Origin of the sequence: Fluviibacterium sp. S390 (assembly GCF_049800695.1) — a bacterium.
GTDB lineage: Bacteria > Pseudomonadota > Alphaproteobacteria > Rhodobacterales > Rhodobacteraceae > Meridianimarinicoccus.
This window is the reverse complement of record NZ_JBNAFN010000018.1, coordinates 78,417-96,240: the sequence shown is the minus strand read 5'-3', so window position 1 is coordinate 96,240 and position 17,824 is coordinate 78,417. Positions and strand designations below refer to the sequence as shown.

Genomic DNA, 17,824 nt, shown 5'->3' with positions numbered 1-17,824 from the left:
CGGGCGATCCAGAAAATTCCATCCAAAACAAGGCGGTGGTTGGTGGGCTTGCGCCCATTCGGTGCGCGGGCAGCCAGGATGAAGTGTTCAAAGAACCTCCATTCCTCATCGGTCATCAACTCTCGTGCCAAGCTGGTCTCCATAACAGATACCAGCTTGAATCACGCCTGAGGGCCAGTGTGAATCCTTTTTGTCAACATGACCTAGGCATTTTCTGGGACATTTCAAAATTGGTTCTGGATTCCCTTGCGGGGGTCAACCTGTCCCGCGGTACCTCGGACACCGCGAAGGTGGCCCGTGCCGATCATCGTTGGACGCTTTTGACCCTCACGGCCTTGACCGCCGCGATCAGCGCAGTGGTTGCCCTGCCCTTCACGATCATTCGGATCGGGCACAGCCGTCGACAGACCAGGACGGCCGAGGAGAACCTGACCACCGACCTGATCAACAAAGCGGTGGAGGGGCTGGGGGCCGAAAAGACAGTCAAGCGGGACGGAAACGATGAATCCGCGCCGAACCTCGAAGTGCGCATCGGCGCGATCTACCAGTTGGAGCGTATCGCCCGCATCCAAGCGCATCTGGGCACCGAACAGGGCGCGGCCGACCATATCCGCATCATGAAGATCCTCTGTGCCTACGTGCGCGAGAATTCGAATGCCCGTGCTCCGTCCGAGTCGGGGCTGGGACCGTGGCCGGAGTTTCCGTCGGCACCGAAACAATCCGATCTACGTGAACGTGCAAAATGGCGTTCAGAACGCGCAGAAGCACTGAAGAACTGGATTTCAACTCTGCCAAAACTTCGCACGGATATTCAGACAGCGCTGGAAGTGCTTGGCTCCCGCGACGAGGTGCAGTTTCAGGTGGAACGGGCCGATGTGCGTCCGGGCCAAGAGGACGGCTATCGCCTCGACCTGCGCGGGGCCAACCTTCAGGCGGCACAACTGGCGCATCTGGATTTCCGCATGGCTAGGTTGGATGGGTCTCGACTTGAAGGGGCGCAACTCATGCGCGCGCGGATGAATCAGGTCGTCCTTACAGGTGCACATATGGAGCGGGCAAATTTCAGCGGGGCGCAGTTGCTGTGGGCGGTATTTAGTGCTGGAAGGTTGGAAGGCGCTGACTTCCGCAGGGCCCAGATGGCCATAGCAAATTTTGTCGCCGCAGAAATGCAGGAGGTAAATCTTAGAGAAGTAGGGCTTGTGGAAGCACCTTTGGACGATGCGAATTTAGAGGCTGCGGACCTCAGCCTAGCGTGGACGGGAGGGACGAGTTTCAAGCGCGCAATTTGGGTCGGCACAAGAAACAATGGCAGCGTAGCCCAGTTTGCAGATTTTCGCGGCGGCAAGTTCTTGGATCAATCCCGCCTGATGTCGATGATCGGCAATGCGGCCACCTTGCTGCCCGAAACGCCAGAAGGGGACGCAGAACTGTTCGTGCCGTCCTGTTGGCTGACAGATCCGCCGGGATCCGAGTCCCGAGCCGCAATCTACGCCAATCGAGGCCTTTCGAAGAAACGCATCCGCGACCCGGCCAATGGCTTTTTCTGCGCCCCCGGCACCGTGCCGATGAAAACCGGCACGCCGTGGCCCGTGGACCGCCCGCCGCCGTGGCAGCAGGCAGGGATGCCCGTCGAAGATTGGCTCGCCCTCCCCGAAAATCAACCGGTCGAACCGGTGGACCCGGACGCCGTCCCTGCCGCGTCCGAGTAGGCGTCAGTCTTCCTCGATCACCTGCAGGTGCAGGTCGCGCAGCTGCTCGTTCGTGGGCAGGCTGGGGGCGTCCATCATCAGGTCTTCGGCGCGCTGGTTCATCGGGAACATGATGACCTCGCGGATGTTCTGCTGATCGGCCAGCAGCATCACGATGCGGTCGATGCCCGCCGCGCAGCCGCCGTGGGGGGGCGCGCCGTATTTGAACGCGGTGGCCAAACCGCCGAAGCGTTTCTCGACCTCGTCCTTGCCATAGCCGGCAATCTCGAAGGCGCGGAACATGATCTCGGGCTTGTGGTTCCGGATCGCGCCGGACACCAGTTCATAGCCGTTGCAGGCCAGATCGTACTGATAGCCCAGAACGTCCAGCGGATCGCCGTTCAGCGCGTCCATCCCGCCCTGCGGCATGGAGAAGGGGTTGTGTTCGAAATCGACCTCGCCGGTGTCCTCGTCCTTCTCGTAGATCGGGAAATCGACGATCCAGGCAAAGGCGAAGCGGTTCTGGTCGGTCAGGCCCAGCTCGTCGCCGATGGTGGTGCGGGCGCGGCCCGCGACGGCCTCGAACGCCTTGGGCTTGCCGCCCAGGAAGAAGGCCGCATCACCCACGTCCAGCCCCAGCTGCTGGCGGATCGCCTCGGTGCGCTCGGGGCCGATGTTCTTGGCCAGGGGGCCGGCGGCTTCCATGCCGTTGCCCTGATCGCGCCAGAAGATATAGCCCATGCCGGGCAGGCCCTGTTCCTGGGCGAACTTGTTCATCCGGTCGCAGAACTTGCGGCTGCCGCCCTTGGGGGCGGGGATGGCGCGGATCTCGGTGCCCTCCTGCTCCAGCAGCTTGGCGAAGATGGCAAAGCCCGAGCCGCGGAAATGCTCGCTGACGACCTGCATCTTGATCGGGTTGCGCAGGTCGGGCTTGTCGGTGCCGTACCACAGCGCGGCATCGCGATAGCTGATCTGCGGCCAGTCCTGCGGGGCATCGACCTTGCGGCCGCCGCCGAATTCCTCGAACACCCCCGCGATCACCGGCGAGATGGTGTCGAACACATCCTGCTGGGTGACAAAGGACATCTCCATGTCTAGCTGGTAGAAATCGGTGGGCGAGCGGTCGGCGCGCGGGTCTTCATCGCGGAAACACGGCGCGATCTGGAAATACTTGTCGAAGCCCGACACCATGATCAGCTGCTTGAACAGCTGCGGCGCCTGCGGCAATGCATAGAAGCGGCCCGGATGAAGGCGGCTGGGCACCAGGAAATCGCGCGCGCCCTCGGGGCTGGATGCCGTGATGATCGGGGTCTGGAATTCGTTGAAGCCCTTGTCCCACATCCGCTTGCGCATCGAGGCGACCACGTTGGAGCGCAGCAGCATGTTGTCCTGCAGCTTCTCGCGGCGCAGGTCGAGGTAGCGGTACTTCAGCCGGGTTTCTTCCGGGTACTCCTGATCGCCAAAGACCATCAGCGGCAGCTCGTCGGCGGCACCCAGCACTTCCAGTTCGCGGACGTAGACTTCGATCTCGCCGGTGGGCAGCTTGGGGTTGATCAGGCTCTCGTCACGGGCCTTCACGGTGCCGTCGATGCGAATGCACCATTCGCTGCGGACCTTTTCAAGCTCGGCAAAGGCCGGGCTGTCGCCGTCGCACAGGATCTGGGTCACGCCGTAATGGTCGCGCAGGTCGATGAACAGCACGCCGCCGTGGTCACGCACACGGTGAACCCAACCCGACAGGCGGACGGTCTGGCCCACGTGGCTCTTGTTCAGGTCGGCGCAGGTCTGGCTGCGATAGGCGTGCATGGCGGTTCCTCGGGCTGAATGGTCCGCGCCGATACACCGCGCGCAGGGCGCGAAGTCAAGGGCAGGCAGGGCGGTTCCGCCCGTCGCGGGGGCAAACGGGGCGGAAAACCGAAGGTCGGCGGGTCTATCCGGGGCGCAGCAGCCGCGCCGGGATCAATCCGCGCAGGGAATTGCCCATCTCGATCCGGGTGGCGTGCGTCAGATCCTTTGGCGTCAGCACCGCCTCGCGCGCCGTCCCCTGCGCCAGCATTTCGGCCCGCAACACCCCTGGAAGCAGCCCGCAGGCCAGCGGCGGGGTCAGGCGCACGCCGTCCAGCGTCACGAACAGGTTGGTGATGGCGCCTTCGCACATCTCGCCCCGCTCGTTGCACAGGATCACCTCATCCATACCTGCCGGCATCGCCGCGCGCGCTGCATCGTACAGATCACGGCGGGTGGTCTTGTGGCGCAGCAACGGATCGCCCGAGGGCAGGCGCACGTCCGACAGCGCCACCCGCCATTCCGGCGGGGTTGGCGGCAGCGGCACCGTGGTCAGGTCCAATGCCCCGTCCTGCGCCAAAGACAGGCGACAGCGCAGCGGCCCGTCCCCGGCGATCCCGGCCAGCCGCGCACTTGCGGCGGCGCGATCAAAGGCAAACCCCAGCACCGCGGCCGACCCCGCCAGACGGTCCAGATGCGCCGCCTGCCGCCGCACACCTTCGTCGGGCTCCCAGCGGAAGGTTTCGATCAGGTTCACGTCGAGATCCGGGCGAAACGGGCTTTCCACAGGGCTTCCTCGTATTCCGACGCGGCGGTGCTGTCCCAGACCACGCCGCCGCCGACGTTCAGGGTGGCCTGCCCGTTTTCCACCATCAGGGTGCGGATGGCGACGTTGAACTCGGACCGCCCGTCCGGTGCGGCCCAGCCGATGGTACCGCAATAGATCTCGCGCGGTTCGGGTTCCAGATCGGCCAGAACCTCCATCGCGCGCAGCTTCGGGGCGCCGGTCACCGACCCGCAGGGAAACAGCGCCCGCAGGATTGCGCCCAGACCGCAGCCCGGCAACAGCTCAGCAGCCACTCGCGACACCATCTGGTGCACCGTGGCATAGGTTTCCACCGCGAACAGCTCGGGCACATGCACTGAACCGGGCCGCGACACCCGGCTGATGTCATTGCGCAAAAGGTCCACGATCATCAGGTTCTCGGCCAGGTTTTTCTCGTCGGCCATCAGGAAGGCCCGCGCCGCCGCATCGGCCCCCGGATCCGCGTGGCGCGGCTGGGTGCCCTTCATCGGTCTTGTCTCGATCCGCCCTTCGGCATCGGTGCGAAAGAACAACTCGGGCGAACGGCTGAGCAAGTCGGGCAGGCCCTCCTGCCGCACCAGCACACCATGGCCCACCGGCTGCGCAGCGGCCAGCGCGGCATAAAGCGCGCCGCTGTCGCCCTCTATCTCGGCCTGCATCGGGAAGGTCAGATTGGCCTGATACAGGTCACCGGCCCCGATCAGCCCGTGCAACCTGTCAAAGGCCACCGCATAGCGCGCCGCGTCCCACGTCGGGACAAACCGGCCCAGCCGCCCGCCCGGTGTCAGCACCGGGGCGGCCTGCGGCCCGTCGAAAACCCCGAAACACAGCAACGGCAGGCGGCGATGCCCCGGCATCCGGGGCGCCAGCCGCGCCTCAAGCGCATAGCCCAGCTCATAGCTGGCATAACCCGCCAGCCAGAACCCCGCCGCCCGCGCTGCATCCAGCGCCGCAAGGGCCGCTGGCACGGCTTCGGCCGTCGTTGCCAAGATCAGCCGGATCGGATCGGCAAACCCTGCCGCACCGCCCTCCGGCCCGTGATCGAAAATGATGTCTCGCACCCGGTTCCCCTGCCCCGCACGCCTTGGGCTATAGCGCCTGGTGGCCCCGCCCGACAACGGTCAAGCGACATCCATCTGCCTGATCCGGCCCTGCCGCCGTCGCTCCGGCGGCGTCTGCGTCCCCCGCCCCGTGCGGCCCGCGCGCAGCCGCACCCCCGCCGCACGGGAAAAACCGCACGCGTGCCCTTGCGCCGGGTCTGGCCTTGTCTATAACCCGCGAGGATTTGGGCGCAGCGGGGCGCCCGACTCGTGGGACATAAAGGGACACCGACATGCCGAAGAGAACCGATATCCAGTCGATCATGATCATCGGAGCGGGTCCCATCGTCATCGGACAGGCCTGCGAGTTCGACTATTCCGGCGCCCAGGCCTGCAAGGCCCTGCGCGAGGAAGGCTACCGGGTCATCCTGGTCAACTCCAACCCGGCGACGATCATGACCGATCCGGGGCTGGCCGATGCCACCTACATCGAGCCGATCACCCCCGAAACCGTCGCCAAGATCATCGAGAAGGAACGCCCCGACGCGCTGCTGCCCACAATGGGCGGCCAGACCGGGCTGAACACCTCGCTGGCGTTGGCCGACATGGGCGTGCTGCACAAGTACAACGTGGAACTGATCGGCGCCAACCGCGCCGCCATCGAGATGGCCGAGGACCGCAAGCTGTTCCGCGAGGCGATGGACCGCATCGGCCTTGAAAACCCGCGCGCCACCATCGCCAACACCATGGAAGAATGCATGGCGGCGCTGGAGGACATCGGCCTGCCCGCGATCATCCGCCCCGCCTTCACGTTGGGCGGCACCGGCGGCGGCGTGGCCTACAACCGCGAAGACTATGAATACTACTGCCGGACCGGGCTCGATGCCTCGCCCGTCACCCAGATCCTGATCGACGAGTCGCTTCTGGGCTGGAAGGAATTCGAGATGGAGGTGGTGCGCGACCGCGCCGACAACGCCATCATCGTCTGTGCCATCGAAAACGTCGATCCCATGGGCGTGCACACCGGCGACAGCATCACCGTCGCCCCGGCGCTGACCCTGACCGACAAGGAATACCAGATCATGCGCAACGGCTCCATCGCCGTGCTGCGCGAGATCGGCGTCGAAACCGGCGGCTCGAACGTGCAATGGGCGATCAACCCCGAAGACGGGCGCATGGTGGTGATCGAAATGAACCCGCGCGTGTCGCGGTCTTCGGCCCTGGCCTCCAAGGCCACCGGTTTCCCCATCGCCAAGATCGCCGCCAAGCTCGCCGTGGGCTACACGCTGGACGAGTTGGACAACGACATCACCAAGGTGACGCCCGCCAGCTTCGAGCCGACCATCGACTATGTGGTCACCAAGATCCCGCGCTTTGCCTTCGAGAAGTTCCCCGGCTCGAAGCCGAATCTGACCACCGCCATGAAATCGGTGGGCGAGGCCATGGCCATCGGCCGCACCTTCCACGAATCGATGCAAAAGGCGCTGGCTTCGATGGAAACCGGGCTGACCGGCTTTGACGAGATCCATATCGAGGGCGTGCCCCCCGCCGACCGCATCACCACTGCCGACAGCAAGGATGATCCGGTGATTGCGCAGATCCTCGTGGGGGGGGACGCCGACGCCCAGATGGCCATCGACAAGGCCGTCACCCGCGCCCTGGCCGAACAGACCCCGGACCGCATCCGGGTCATCGCCCAGGCCATGCGCTTTGGCTTCTCGGACGACGAGATCCAGCAGATCACCGCCTTCGACCCGTGGTTCCTGGCCCGCATCCGCGAGATCATCGGCGCCGAGGCCACCCTGCGCCGCGACGGCCTGCCGGTCACCGAAGAGGGCCTGCGCCAGGTCAAGATGCTGGGCTTTTCCGACGCCCGCCTCGGCAAACTCACCGGCCGCGACGAGGACAACGTCCGCCGCGCCCGCCAGCATCTTGGCGTGCACGCGGTGTTCAAACGCATCGACACCTGCGCCGCCGAGTTCGAGGCCCAGACCCCCTATATGTACTCCACCTACGAAACCCCGGTCATGGGCGAGGTGGAATGCGAATCCCGCCCCACCGACGCCAGGAAGGTGGTCATCCTGGGTGGCGGTCCGAACCGGATCGGGCAGGGGATCGAGTTCGACTATTGCTGTTGCCACGCCTGTTTCGCGCTGACCGAGGCCGGCTATGAAACCATCATGGTCAACTGCAACCCCGAAACCGTCTCCACCGACTATGACACCTCGGACCGGCTGTATTTCGAACCGCTGACCTTCGAACACGTGATGGAAATCCTGCGGATCGAGCAGATGAAGGGCACCCTGCACGGGGTCATCGTGCAGTTCGGCGGCCAGACCCCGCTGAAACTGGCCAATGCGCTGGAAGAGGCGGGCATCCCGATCCTTGGCACCACGCCGGACGCCATTGACCTGGCCGAGGACCGCGAACGCTTCCAGGCGCTGGTCACCAAGCTGGGCCTCGCCCAGCCCAAGAACGGCATCGCCTCCACCGACGCGCAGGCGCTGGCCATCGCCGGGGACATCGGCTTTCCGCTGGTGATCCGCCCGTCCTATGTGCTGGGCGGCCGGGCGATGGAAATCGTGCGCGACATGGCGCAGCTCGAACGCTACATCGCCGAGGCCGTGGTGGTGTCGGGCGACAGCCCGGTGCTTCTGGACAGCTACCTCTCCGGCGCGGTCGAGATCGACGTGGATGCGCTCTGCGACGGCGAAACCGTGCATGTGGCCGGCATCATGCAGCACATCGAAGAGGCCGGCGTGCATTCGGGCGACAGCGCCTGCTCGCTGCCGCCCTATTCGCTGAGCCCCGAGATCCTGACCGAGTTGCGCCGCCAGACTGAGGCGCTGGCGCTGGCGCTGAAGGTCGTCGGCCTGATGAACGTGCAATTCGCGGTCAAGGACGGCACCATCTACCTGATCGAGGTCAACCCCCGCGCCTCGCGCACCGTGCCCTTCGTGGCCAAGGCGGTGGACAGCCCCATCGCCTCGATCGCAGCACGGCTGATGGCCGGCGAGAAGATGTCGGCTTTCGATCTCAAGGAAATGCCCTCGGACCGGTTCGCGGTGAAAGAGGCGGTGCTGCCCTTCGCCCGCTTCCAGGGCGTCGACACGCTGCTGGGGCCGGAAATGCGCTCGACGGGCGAAGTCATGGGCGCCGATCCCGACTTCCACACCGCCTTCCTGAAGGCCCAGCTGGGCGCGGGAACGATCCTGCCGGAAGGTGGCACGGTGTTCCTGTCGATCAAGGAGTCCGACAAGACCCCGCAGCTGATCGAGGCGGCACAGGCGCTGGTGGACAGCGGCTTCGACATCCTTGCCACGCGCGGCACCACGGCCTTCCTGGCCGAGGCCGGCATCGACAGCCAGATCGTCAACAAGGTCTACGAAGGGCGCCCGAACATCGTCGACGTGATGAAGGACGGCAAGATCGCGCTGGTGATGAACACCACCGAGGGCGCACAGGCGGTGGAAGACAGCCGCTCGATGCGCAACGTCGCCCTGATGGACCGCATCCCCTATTTCACCACACTGGCCGCCAGCCACGCCGCCGCGCTGGCGATGAAGGCGCGCGGGGAAAAAGGCTTCGAGGTAAGGTCGCTGCAGGAAGCGTGAGGGGCAGCGCCCGCCCGCAACCGTCCTGACCATGGGACAAAATAGAGCCGCCCTTCGGGGCGGCTTTTTTTGTGGGTGATCCCCCGCATGCTATCGCAACCTCATATCTGCCCGGTCCCGTGGGCAGAATAAAGTCCATGCATCTGAGGCCCTCGGCAAGTCCGTTCTGGGCCGTGCGCGTTCAAGAATACCGCACATGGTCTCTCTTCCTGCCATCACGAATCGCGATGTCGCAAAGAATGGAATGGGCCACCGCAACAACCGCTCATCGCGGTCAGGCCATCATCCGGCAGAAACACTCAGATGACTGTCTTGAGCCCAAAGTGCTTGGTGCTGCGACCGGAATGAATGAGGGCTTTCATGTCACACGAACTGCTTCAATTTAACAGACACAACGTCTTCCAAAGGCAATTAAATGTGATGAAATTCCGGGGTGGCACCTATTATGGTAAGGCCGGGAGAGGAAAACACCTGACAGTAAAGGAGGATGGTCCGCTTTTGGACACTTAGTACATAGTCGAAGACAGGTATGCTGACTAAGAAATGTCGCGCCCGGTTGTTTTTTGCTACCTCCGGCGCGGAGGAGCGTGGCGATGTTGGCCCAATCATGCAAATGACTATAGGCAGAATTGTTGGACTCAGAGCCATGATGGGGCGCGGTCGCAACAATTGGAAACCAAGTGCGCGGCATCCTTAAGGAGCTCAAAAAAGAGACGCCAAAATCGGAGCCATCCCCTAGCGGCGAGTCCGCACAAAAAAGTACTCCTAGTCGTTCCCTTGCTGGTGGCGCAAGAAATACTAGGCTCTCTCTATTTATTTCAGTCAGCCTCAAATAGATGGCAATATTTTTGGGAGAACTTGCTTGTTCAACAGAGTTTACAGGCACGAGGAAACCACGAGCGCCGCCATTCGCTTGGCGTGTTTTCTGAAACCCCTCAAAATCAAACCAGCGTGTCGGAATTTTCTGTTCAATCGCCGCATTGGCAACTTTCCGGATTGCTTCGGCAGTCTCGATCAAACCCAACCAGTAGCAGGCAATCCGGGCCTGATATTCTGAAGTTATTTTCTTTAATCGGTACCTTACCTTGCGGCGTGCCGACTTGTACGCCGAAGACGCTCCCTCGGTATTCACCGAATCCACTCTTGATCGGCGTATCTCTGCAAACCATTCAGGCTCGTATCCTACATCAGTGGTATCGAAGGGCAGATCAGGATCGTTGACCCATTCGTCGACAGGTTGGATATTATCAGCGTAAGGCGAATTGCCTCTGTCTTTCTGAACATCCCCACGGAGCGCTTCGACCGTAGTATTTTGAATAATTGACAATATAGCATCAGAGCTTTGCCTCAATTCGGCGTCCAGCTCACTGATCAACTGCTTAAAGAACTTGGCTGGATCGCAAACGAGATCCGGGACGACATCGACCCACCTCCCTGGAAGCCATAATTGTCCGACGCGTTCGCCCCATTTTTCGAGAAGATCAGCAACACCACCAACATGGTCATTGTCGCCGTGCGTGCAAACAACGACGCTTAAATACGATACGTCCGAAAATTGGCCGTTTAGGACATCGGCAATTTTGTCTTTCTTATAACCACCGTCAATGAGCACGTTTTTCCCCGATCGACGAAGGAGAAAAGACTCGCCTTGAATGGGTAGGGCCATCACCAGGTCAGCTGATTTAGGTAGATCAGTTTTCATCTTTTGTTGCACCAGTAAATGATGGTTCGGCCAGCATTAACCGACGACGGCGGACTAATTACAATTCACAAAAAAAGTCATTTAAGAGCCCGTGGTAAATGCACACTTTGTCCCGCCTACCAGCCAACCAAGCTTTTGGCAACAGAGCATGGTCTGGGTCGAAGACTCGTCAAGGCCACCCGCCGTTGACAGGTCCAAAGCCTGAGGGCGCAAGGGTCGCAACACCTGAACCACCTCACTCCTCCTCCACCCGATCCCAGAACACGCTCTCGCCCCATTCGGGGCGGTTCCGGCCGATCTCGCGGGCGACCTGTTCCGGGCGCAGGACGAAATCGGTGATGTCGGGCCCTTCGACGATCTGGGCCAGCCGTCCGTGCACATAGGCGGTCAGCACCCGGTTCATCCGCGCGCCATGCCCCGGCCCCATCACCTTGAAGTATTTCAGCACGTCCGAACTCACCCGGAAGGTGGTCTTCACCAGCTTCTGGCTGAACACATCCGGGTCGTCGTGGATGGCGTGCCACTGATACGGCACCCGCTCTTTCAGGCGCACCACGTCCAGGCTGTCGAATTCCAGCTGCTTCAGCGCGTCCGCGTACAGCGCCAGGTGCATGCGTTTCTTCCGGGTCTGGCGGGGCTCGCTCATCTTGGGGTCTCCTTCGGTTTCGCACAGGATCTCACCCAGGAGTTAACGGCCTCCGACACCACCGCGCGCAGCCATACACCGGCCATACCTTTTCCAGACGTTTTCCAGCCCGCGAAAATCGCCGCGTTGCGCGCGCCGCGCCACCCGGCTAGGCTCCTCCCAACTTGCGACCTTTGAAAGGGACACCATGCGCCTGATCCTGCTTCTTTCCCTTTGCACCACGCTCTCCGCCTGTGGCGGCGTGCCGCTGGTTCCGTTGATCTGATGCGCCGCGTTCTGCTGCCGCTTCTGGCTCTCGGGGCCTGTGTCACCACCGCGCTGCCGGTGAGCCACGGGCCGATCACCACGGCGGATGCCTTCCGGGCCACCGTGGCGGGCAAGACCGTCGCCAACGCCGACACCACGGTGACGATCCATCGCAACGGCACCCTGTCGGGATCCACCAAAGGCACCGAGATTTCAGGGGTTTGGGAGTTCCGCGACGGCCAATGGTGCCGCACCATCACCGCCCCCGCCCCCAGTGCCGAAGATTGCCAGCTGTGGCGGATCGACGGCAACCTGGTGACCATCCAGCGCGATAGCGGCAAGGGCGAGACGCTGCGATTCCGGGTCGCCACCGCCGGCTAGCCCGGATGATTTGAGTCAAATGCCACGGACCTGATGCCGGACCGTTAAGGTTCCGACAACCTCCCCGGCCTATTCCAAGGACACCGGCCGGCGGTTGTTATCGAGTGTTCAGGTTTCGGGGGCCCGTGCCACAAGGCCGGGCCCTTGCCTCTGCCCGACACCGCGCATACCAATCCCCCATGGCCAAGCTCTACTTCCACTACTCGACCATGAACGCCGGGAAATCCACGGCGCTGCTGCAAGCGGACTACAACTATCGCGAGCGCGGGATGGACACCTTTCGCCTGACCGCCCGGCTGGACCGGCGCGCAGGCATGGGGCAGATCGCCTCGCGCATCGGAATTTCCGAACCGGCCCAGACCTTTGCCGAAGACACCGACCTGTTCGACATGATCGCGGCCCGCCTGTCCGAAGGCCCCTGTGCCTGTGTCTTTGTCGACGAGGCACAGTTCCTGACCGAAGCGCAAGTCTGGCAACTGGCACGGGCCGTGGACGATCTGAACGTGCCGATCATGTGCTACGGCCTGCGGGTGGATTTCCGCGGCAAGCTGTTTCCCGGCTCGGCCGCACTGCTGGCGCTGGCCGATGAAATGCGCGAGGTGCGCACCATCTGCCATTGCGGCAAGAAGGCCACGATGGTGGTGCGCCACGGCCCCGATGGCCGTCCGCTGCGCGACGGCGCGCAGGTGCAGATCGGCGGCAATGAAACCTATGTCTCGCTGTGCCGTCGCCATTGGCGCAAGGCGATGGAGGGCGCGGCTCAGTAAAGCCGGGCGCCCGGCGGCACGTCGGTATCCGGGGCCAGCAGCACCACCTCGCCGCTGGCATCCGGCACCCCCACGACCAGCGCCTCGGACATGAACGGACCGATCTGGCGCGGTGCGAAGTTCACCACGCCCATGACCATGCGGCCCTCAAGCTCTTCCAGCGCATAGTTTTTCGTGATCTGGGCCGAGCTTTTCTTGACCCCGATCTCGGGTCCATAATCGACCCACAGCTTGTAGGCGGGCTTGCGGGCCTCGGGGAAGGCCTCGGCCTTGACCACCCGACCCGCGCGGATGTCGATCTTCAGAAAATCGTCGAAACTGGCCGTCACTTGCCCAACTCCCGCGAGCGGTTGGCCGCCGCCGCCACCGTGGCGCGGATCAGCGGCGGCAGTCCGTCGGTTTCGGACATCAGTACCGCCAGACCCGCCGCCGTGGTGCCATTCGGACTGGTGACGTTCTCACGCAGGGTGGCCGCGCTGTCGTCCGAGGCCATGGCCAGCGCCCCGGCCCCGGCCACGGTGGCGGTGGCCAGTTGCACGGACAGATCGCGCGGCAGCCCCTCGGCCTCGCCCGCTGCTGCCAGCGCCTCGATCATGTGAAAGACATAGGCCGGGCCGCTGCCCGACACGCCGGTGACGGCATCCAGTTGCGCCTCGGCCTCCAGCCGCACCACCTGCCCCACGGCGCTGAGCAGCGTTTCCGCAAGATCCAGTTGTGCCGGGGTCACCACGCCATTTCCAATGATCGCGGTTATACCCTGACCGATCGCCGCCGGGGTGTTCGGCATCGCCCGCACGATCGGCGTTGTGGGGCCAAGCGCCTGTTCATAGGATGAAATGGGCACCCCGGCGGCCACCGACAGGAACATGGTGTCGCCGTTGCCCAGACCGGCCAGGTCCGGCAGGGCGTCATTCATCAACTGCGGCTTGACCGCCACGATCACCACCGCCGGATTGGCCGGCAGCGCATCGTTCACATGGGTCACCCCCATGTCGCCCAACACAGGTGCGGGATGCGGATCGCGTACCCAGACCTCGGCCGGATCCAGCCCGTTGTCGAGCCAGCCCTGCAACAGCGCCGATCCCATCTTGCCGCAGCCCAGCATCACCAGGCCACGGCCCGAGATTGAGTTCATCATGTCCTACCCCCGATGCGGGCCTGTCCCGCGGGGGAAAATCCTAGGCCCGTCCGTAGGCCTCTGCAATCGCAACCTGAAGCGCCTGTTCCGGGGCGGTGTTGCCCCAGGCAACCAGTTGGAAGGCCGGGTAGAACCGCTCGGCAGCGGCTACGGCGGTGCCAATCAGCGTGTTGACCTGATCGGGATGCACCCCCATCCCCCCGGCCAGAACCAGCCCGTAGCGATAGACCATCAGCCCCTGCTCGTCCCAGTAGGAGAACGCTCCGGTCCAGCAACTGTCATTGGCACGGTTCAAGGTTTCGTAAAGCTCGGGCAACCGCTCTTTCGGCGGCTCCATCTCGTAGCTGACGATCATGCGCAGGGTTTCGTCGTAACCCGACCAGGCCAGGGTGATCGAATAAGTGCGCCACTGGCCTTCGACGGCCATGGCAATCTGATCCTCGCCAACGCGGTCGAACTCCCAATCGTGGTGTTCTGCCAGCGTCTCGACAATGTCGATCGGATGGATCTCTGCGATCTGATGTTCGGAAAGTGACATGCCCGGCCTCACTAGTTGGAGCCCCCGGGCGGCGCCCAGAGACATGGTGCCTGCTCAAGAAGCAGAGGTTAACGACCTCATGCTTACTAGATGTAGTCTGTAAGCTGGAATCCGGTCTGTAAAGTGAAGTTTTGTGACAGTGACCCGGCGAAAGGTTTCAGCGCGGGGTGTCTCTGTCGTGCCGCAGAAATCGGCAGCGCGGCGCGGGGGGCCGCCTCTCCGGACCGGTTTGGGCGATTTGGGCTGGCCTTGACGCGAAAGGCGCGCAGTCATTCGCGCGTCGCCTTCCGGCAGTTTTCACCGGTCAGGGAATTGCCCGCGCGGCGTCATTGCTGGCCCCCGTGCGGCAAACTGCGCCACCCATCGCGTGCCTAGGCGCCGGTCCTGAAGCGGTTCTCGGGCAGCCCGCGCGTATCCGTGTCGATGGCGAAAAGGCTGCCGGCCAGACGGTCGGCGGGATCCTTGTCGGCGCTGGCAGTGGTGACGTACAGGGTCGAAAGGTCCGGTCCGCCGAAACAGCAGGTGGTGATGTTCTTCACCGGCATGTCGATCACCCGGTCGACAGATCCATCGGGGGCCACCCGCACGATGCAACCGCCGAAGTAGCGGCAGTTCCAAAGGTAGCCTTCGGCATCGATGGCCGATCCATCGGGCAACCCGCGATCAAAGCCCGTGAAGTGCGACCGGCCCACGCCGATGTCCCCGGTGGCGGGATCATAGGGATAGGTGCGGATCTCGTTCTTCAGGGTATCGCCGAAATAGAAGGTCTTGCCATCAGGGGCCCAGCACAGGGTGTTGGAAATGCCGATGCCGGATTCGACCTCTTCCAGCGGACCGCCCGCGCGATAGCGGAACAGACGGCCCAGCCCCTCGGCCACGTCCAGCCCTTCGCCGTTCAGACCGACGTTGTTGCCCATGGAGCCGATCCAGAAATTGCCCAGCGGATCGCTGCGGCCATCATTGAAGCGCGCCTGCGGGGCGTCGGGCAAGGCGACCCCCAGATCGGTGCGCGCATCGCTGGCCGGGTCGAGGTAGATCAGCCGCGACCCAAGGGCCACCAGCAACCGTCCGGGCCGGTCGGTCAGCGACAGCGCCACCGCCGGTTCGTCGAACAGATGCGAGGTGACGGCCAGCGTTGCCACATCCATCCGGCGCACCACGAACCGGTTGATATCGGTCCAGTAGAGGCAATTCTCGGCCGCCGAAAAGGTCGCGGCCTCGCCGCAGATGTCGCCGATGGGGGCAATGCAATGGATCTGGGTCACGGGGTCCTCCGGTGGTCGGGTCAGGTCTTGGGCGTGCGACGGTCCGGTGTCGGGCTTGTCAGGACCGTGCCGATGACAAGCGCCATGCGCACCAGAAGTCGCCCATGCTCTGAAACATTGAGTAGCGTCATTCCCGTGACGATGACACCCGCGAACAGCGGACCGCAACAAATGAATGGCTGCCTATTGGTGCCGTGCTAGTGTTTTCGGGAGACGTCTATTTCCATATACTCTTGGAGCATGACAATGTTCACACGCACTTCCCTTGCCGCCACGCTGACACTTCTGGCGCTTCCCGCGGGCGCGCAGGTCACCACGGACGCGGGCACGATCGACCCCGCCCGGATCGAACGGTTCTTCAACCAGAAGCACTATTCGCCCTACGCCGGGCGCAATTACCCCTCCCGGCCGCTCTGGGGCGAGATCCACTTGCACACCAGTTGGTCTCCGGACGCGTTGGCCGGGGGCACCCGGATCGGTCCGGACGATGCGCTTCGCTACGCCAAGGGCGAAGAGATCACCTCGAACACCGGGCAGAAGGTGCGGTTGTCCAGTCCGTATGATTTCATGATGGTCGCCGATCATTCGGATTCGCTCGGTGTGATGAGCAACGTTCTTGCCGGAGATCCGAACCTGCTGACCGATCCCACTCTGAAGCAGTGGAACGAGGGCATGAACGCCGGGGGCGAAGCTGCCACCGCCGTGGTCATGGAAATGATCACGTTGCAAGGCGAGGGAAGGTTGCCGGCAGCCGTCACCGACAACGACGTTCAGTTCGACATGTGGCACAAGATGACCGAGATCGTGGAGGGCCATAACGATCCGGGCACCTTCACTGCGCTTATCGGCTACGAGTGGACCTCGAATTACGGGGGCGGCAACAACCTGCACCGCAACGTCGTGTACCGCGACGGCAAGAACAAGGCCGACATGGTCCGGCCGATGACCACCTACGACAGCGACATTCCCAACAAGCTTTGGGACTGGATGGCGGCGTATGAGGACACAACCGGCGGCAAGGTGTTGGCGGTGCCACACAACGGCAACCTGTCGAACGGATTGATGTTCGCGCCAGAAACCCCGGACGGACAGCCGATCGACGAAGGTTGGGTCGAGGCGCGGGCGCGGTGGGAACCGCTGTACGAGGTGTCGCAAAGCAAGGGCACGTCGGAACAGCATCCGTCGCTGGCGCCGACCGACGAGTTCGCGAATTTCGAGATCTGGGACAAGGGCAACCTGAACGTGGTGCCGAAAGAGCCCGGCATGATCGACTTCGAGTATGCCCGCGAGGCGCTGAAACGCGGGCTGACGCTGGAAGAGAAGTTCGGCACCAACCCGTTCAAGTTCGGGATGGTCGGCTCGACCGACGATCACACCGGCATTTCCTCGGCGGAAGAGAACAACTTTTTCGGCAAGTTCCCGGCCAGCGAGCCGGGGCCGGAACGCTCGGACGGCAACGCCTTCGACTTTGATGGCCGCACGGTCAAGGACTGGCAGCTTGGCGCATCGGGCCTGATGGCGGTCTGGGCGCCCGAAAACTCACGAACCTCGATCTGGGACGCGATGAAGCGAAAGGAAGTCTACGGCACAACCGGCCCGCGGATGCTCGTGCGGTTCTTCGGCGGTTGGGACTTTGTCGAGGCAGACGCGCTTGGGCGCAATCCCGGGGCGGTCGGCTATGGCAAGGGCGTGCCAATGGGCGGCGATCTTCCCCCGGCCAGCCAGGGCGCTGGCGCGCCATCGTTCCTGGTCGGCGCCTTGAAGGATCCGCTGTCAGGCAACCTCGACCGCATCCAGATCATCAAGGGCTGGGTCGACGCTGCGGGCGCAATGCAAGAGAAGATCTACAATGTTGCTTGGTCTGGGAACCGCGCGCCGGACGCAGAGGGCAATCTGCCGTTGGTGGGGGACACTGTGGATGTGGCGCACGCCACCTGGACCAACACGATCGGGGCATCGGAACTGATCACGGCCTGGACAGATCCCGATTTCGACCCGTCCCTTAGAGCGTTCTACTACGCCCGCGTGCTGGAAATCCCGACCCCGCGCTGGACGGCCTATGACGCGGCTTATTTCACACAGGCGGATTTCCCCGCCGATGCCACCATGAAAGTGATCGAGCGCGCCTACACTTCGCCGATCTGGTATACGCCCGAGGGCTGAGAGGCGTTTCCGGATCGCATCTGGCATGGTGGCGCAATTGAACAGG

General features: G+C 63.3%; 14 protein-coding genes and 1 pseudogene. 5 read left to right on the top strand and 10 right to left on the bottom strand.

What is annotated here, in order from left to right; all coding sequences use genetic code 11:
* Positions 1-143, bottom strand: a pseudogene (locus ACP15K_RS14690) (IS5/IS1182 family transposase); the annotation flags it as partial.
* Between the two features lie 474 nt (positions 144-617).
* On the opposite strand from ACP15K_RS14690, the gene ACP15K_RS14685 reads away from it, so the two are divergent.
* On the top strand, positions 618-1,709 hold the full coding sequence (locus tag ACP15K_RS14685; RefSeq protein ID WP_424990843.1) for a pentapeptide repeat-containing protein: 1,092 nt from the start codon (positions 618-620) through the stop codon (positions 1,707-1,709).
* 3 nt (positions 1,710-1,712) lie between these two features.
* Here the strand turns inward: ACP15K_RS14685 and aspS are convergent, their stop codons facing one another.
* The 3 genes from aspS to ACP15K_RS14670 form a co-directional block, all read right to left on the bottom strand.
* The gene (aspS, locus tag ACP15K_RS14680) at positions 1,713-3,494 is read right to left on the bottom strand and encodes an aspartate--tRNA ligase (RefSeq protein ID WP_424990840.1); all 1,782 of its coding nucleotides are present in this window, start codon (positions 3,492-3,494) and stop codon (positions 1,713-1,715) included.
* Between the two features lie 124 nt (positions 3,495-3,618).
* Complete coding sequence (locus tag ACP15K_RS14675; RefSeq protein WP_424990839.1) at positions 3,619-4,260, bottom strand: aminotransferase class IV family protein; 642 nt, start codon at positions 4,258-4,260, stop codon at positions 3,619-3,621.
* A complete protein-coding gene (locus ACP15K_RS14670) occupies positions 4,227-5,339 on the bottom strand; it encodes an aminodeoxychorismate synthase component I (protein ID WP_424990838.1) in 1,113 nt (370 codons plus the stop codon). Before ACP15K_RS14670 ends, ACP15K_RS14675 begins: the two co-directional genes overlap by 34 nt.
* 272 nt (positions 5,340-5,611) lie before the next feature.
* On the opposite strand from ACP15K_RS14670, the gene carB reads away from it, so the two are divergent.
* On the top strand, positions 5,612-8,932 hold the full coding sequence (carB, locus tag ACP15K_RS14665; protein WP_424990837.1) for a carbamoyl-phosphate synthase large subunit: 3,321 nt from the start codon (positions 5,612-5,614) through the stop codon (positions 8,930-8,932).
* Between the two features lie 382 nt (positions 8,933-9,314).
* On the opposite strand, the gene ACP15K_RS14660 is transcribed toward carB, so the two are convergent.
* The gene (locus tag ACP15K_RS14660; RefSeq protein ID WP_424990836.1) at positions 9,315-10,634 is read right to left on the bottom strand and encodes an MBL fold metallo-hydrolase; all 1,320 of its coding nucleotides are present in this window, start codon (positions 10,632-10,634) and stop codon (positions 9,315-9,317) included.
* 235 nt (positions 10,635-10,869) lie between these two features.
* Complete coding sequence (locus ACP15K_RS14655; RefSeq protein ID WP_193143361.1) at positions 10,870-11,280, bottom strand: BrnA antitoxin family protein; 411 nt, start codon at positions 11,278-11,280, stop codon at positions 10,870-10,872.
* A gap of 264 nt (positions 11,281-11,544) precedes the next feature.
* Between ACP15K_RS14655 and ACP15K_RS14650 the strand changes: the two genes are divergently transcribed.
* Positions 11,545-11,907 carry a hypothetical protein gene (locus ACP15K_RS14650; RefSeq protein ID WP_193143360.1) on the top strand — a complete coding sequence of 121 codons (363 nt, stop codon included), beginning with the start codon at positions 11,545-11,547 and terminating at the stop codon, positions 11,905-11,907.
* A gap of 179 nt (positions 11,908-12,086) precedes the next feature.
* The gene (locus ACP15K_RS14645) at positions 12,087-12,674 is read left to right on the top strand and encodes a thymidine kinase (RefSeq protein ID WP_193143359.1); all 588 of its coding nucleotides are present in this window, start codon (positions 12,087-12,089) and stop codon (positions 12,672-12,674) included.
* Here ACP15K_RS14645 and ACP15K_RS14640 read toward each other — a convergent pair.
* The 4 genes from ACP15K_RS14640 to ACP15K_RS14625 all read right to left on the bottom strand — a co-directional run bounded on the left by ACP15K_RS14640 (position 12,668) and on the right by ACP15K_RS14625 (position 15,615).
* A complete protein-coding gene (locus ACP15K_RS14640) occupies positions 12,668-13,003 on the bottom strand; it encodes a tRNA-binding protein (protein ID WP_193143358.1) in 336 nt (111 codons plus the stop codon). The two genes, ACP15K_RS14645 and ACP15K_RS14640, sit on opposite strands and share 7 nt — an antisense overlap.
* Entirely contained in the window at positions 13,000-13,812 is an 813-nt protein-coding gene (proC, locus tag ACP15K_RS14635; RefSeq protein WP_193143357.1) for a pyrroline-5-carboxylate reductase, read from the bottom strand. The genes ACP15K_RS14640 and proC overlap by 4 nt, the downstream gene beginning before the upstream one ends.
* Before the next feature lie 40 nt (positions 13,813-13,852).
* The gene (locus tag ACP15K_RS14630) at positions 13,853-14,350 is read right to left on the bottom strand and encodes a YbjN domain-containing protein (RefSeq protein WP_193143356.1); all 498 of its coding nucleotides are present in this window, start codon (positions 14,348-14,350) and stop codon (positions 13,853-13,855) included.
* A gap of 371 nt (positions 14,351-14,721) precedes the next feature.
* Complete coding sequence (locus ACP15K_RS14625) at positions 14,722-15,615, bottom strand: SMP-30/gluconolactonase/LRE family protein (RefSeq protein ID WP_193143355.1); 894 nt, start codon at positions 15,613-15,615, stop codon at positions 14,722-14,724.
* A gap of 246 nt (positions 15,616-15,861) precedes the next feature.
* Here ACP15K_RS14625 and ACP15K_RS14620 point away from each other — a divergent pair, with 246 nt between their 5' ends.
* Entirely contained in the window at positions 15,862-17,778 is a 1,917-nt protein-coding gene (locus tag ACP15K_RS14620; RefSeq protein ID WP_424990835.1) for a DUF3604 domain-containing protein, read from the top strand.
* The last annotated feature ends 46 nt before the right edge of the window (positions 17,779-17,824 follow it).

What these genes read in the sequence shown, in the direction of transcription:
- ACP15K_RS14685 (WP_424990843.1), top strand. Translation starts at nt 618, where the DNA reads ATGAAGATCCTCTGTGCCTACGTGCGCGAGAATTCGAATGCCCGTGCT.
- aspS (WP_424990840.1), bottom strand. Translation starts at nt 3,494, where the DNA reads ATGCACGCCTATCGCAGCCAGACCTGCGCCGACCTGAACAAGAGCCAC.
- carB (WP_424990837.1), top strand. Translation starts at nt 5,612, where the DNA reads ATGCCGAAGAGAACCGATATCCAGTCGATCATGATCATCGGAGCGGGT.
- ACP15K_RS14660 (WP_424990836.1), bottom strand. Translation starts at nt 10,634, where the DNA reads ATGAAAACTGATCTACCTAAATCAGCTGACCTGGTGATGGCCCTACCC.
- ACP15K_RS14655 (WP_193143361.1), bottom strand. Translation starts at nt 11,280, where the DNA reads ATGAGCGAGCCCCGCCAGACCCGGAAGAAACGCATGCACCTGGCGCTG.
- ACP15K_RS14650 (WP_193143360.1), top strand. Translation starts at nt 11,545, where the DNA reads ATGCGCCGCGTTCTGCTGCCGCTTCTGGCTCTCGGGGCCTGTGTCACC.
- ACP15K_RS14645 (WP_193143359.1), top strand. Translation starts at nt 12,087, where the DNA reads ATGGCCAAGCTCTACTTCCACTACTCGACCATGAACGCCGGGAAATCC.
- proC (WP_193143357.1), bottom strand. Translation starts at nt 13,812, where the DNA reads ATGATGAACTCAATCTCGGGCCGTGGCCTGGTGATGCTGGGCTGCGGC.
- ACP15K_RS14630 (WP_193143356.1), bottom strand. Translation starts at nt 14,350, where the DNA reads ATGTCACTTTCCGAACATCAGATCGCAGAGATCCATCCGATCGACATT.
- ACP15K_RS14620 (WP_424990835.1), top strand. Translation starts at nt 15,862, where the DNA reads ATGTTCACACGCACTTCCCTTGCCGCCACGCTGACACTTCTGGCGCTT.